The organism is Methanomassiliicoccales archaeon (genome assembly GCA_014361295.1).
In the GTDB taxonomy this organism is placed as follows: Archaea; Thermoplasmatota; Thermoplasmata; order Methanomassiliicoccales; family JACIVX01; genus JACIVX01.
This window is the reverse complement of sequence record JACIVX010000086.1, coordinates 1-1125: the sequence shown is the minus strand read 5'-3', so window position 1 is coordinate 1125 and position 1125 is coordinate 1. Positions and strand designations below refer to the sequence as shown.

Sequence of the window (1125 nt, the reverse complement as noted above, 5' to 3'; positions counted from 1 at the left end):
TTCCATAAGCAGGCAGCAGTGCGCGTCCATCCCAAGATCTTTTGCTTTTCCCCGAACGTGCGGCTGGAACCGGTGGAGCGCGCCCAAACCGGCCGCCACCTTTTCGAGTTCGTCCAGCTAGACCTAGAGGTGCGAAACGCCGCGCGCGAGGAGGTCATGGAGTTGGGCGAGCGCCTCCTCCTCCACATCTTGGCGGAGGTGCGGCGGGAGTGTGGCAAAGCCCTAGCCAAGGCGGGCCGGGAAATCCCCGAGTATTCCCGGCCGTTTCCACGCATCACCTGGCACGAAGCCCGTCGGGAATTTGGTGAGGATTTTGAACTCGTGCTTTCCCAGAAAAGCGAAACTCCCGTATGGCTCGTGGATTTCCCCATTGATCAACGGGAGTTCTATGACCGCGAGGATCCGGAGAGGCCCGGGATCCTCCGGGATATGGATCTCATCTATCCCGAGGGCTATGGAGAGGCCTTGTCCGGGGGCGAAAGGGAACATGAACTTGCCCGCATCAAGGCCCGGATTCTCCGTCAGGGTCTGTCCTTGGATGCGTACGCGCCTATCTTAGCGCTGGCTGAGGATGGGCTTCCCCCTTCCGCGGGGTTTGGGATCGGGGTAGAGAGGCTTGTGCGTTTTGTGTGCGGGTTCGATCACGTGCGGAAGGTGCGGCTCTTCCCGCGAGTTCCGGGAGAGAGGGCCCTTCTTTAGCCCAGGCGGGCTTTTTTCGTTGCGTACATCTTTTGATCGGCCTCCCGCAGGAGATCCTCGGGAGGCCGGCTGTTTTCGGGATCGTATGTCGCTACCCCGGCGGAGAAATCCAGGACGAACCCAAGGTCCAAGCTCATGCTCCAGGCCCGGAGTTTGGCGCGCACCCGCTTCACCGCCTCCTCCGCCCCGGTTTCTTCGGTCTCGGGAAGGAGGAGCAAAAATTCGTCCCCACCGTAGCGGAACACGAAATCGCAGGCCCGCAGATTCCGCAGGAGAAGCTCGCCAACCCCTTTCAGGACCACGTCGCCTCGCATGTGCCCAAACACATTGTTCACCCGCCGAAAGTTGTCCAAATCCAGCAGGACCACGGAAAAAGGATGACGATAACGCTGGGCCCTCTTCACTTCCCGCGCAAGGACCTCGAAT

At 60.6% G+C, this 1125-nt stretch carries 2 protein-coding genes; one reads left to right on the top strand and one right to left on the bottom strand.

Annotation, left to right across the window (positions count from 1 at the left end; all coding sequences use genetic code 11):
- Positions 1–699: asparagine synthetase (locus H5T41_11275; GenBank protein MBC7109339.1), on the top strand; the 699-nt coding region annotated here is incomplete at its 5' end.
- Here H5T41_11275 and H5T41_11270 read toward each other — a convergent pair.
- Positions 696–1125: GGDEF domain-containing protein (locus tag H5T41_11270; protein ID MBC7109338.1), on the bottom strand; the 430-nt coding region annotated here is incomplete at its 5' end. The two genes, H5T41_11275 and H5T41_11270, sit on opposite strands and share 4 nt — an antisense overlap.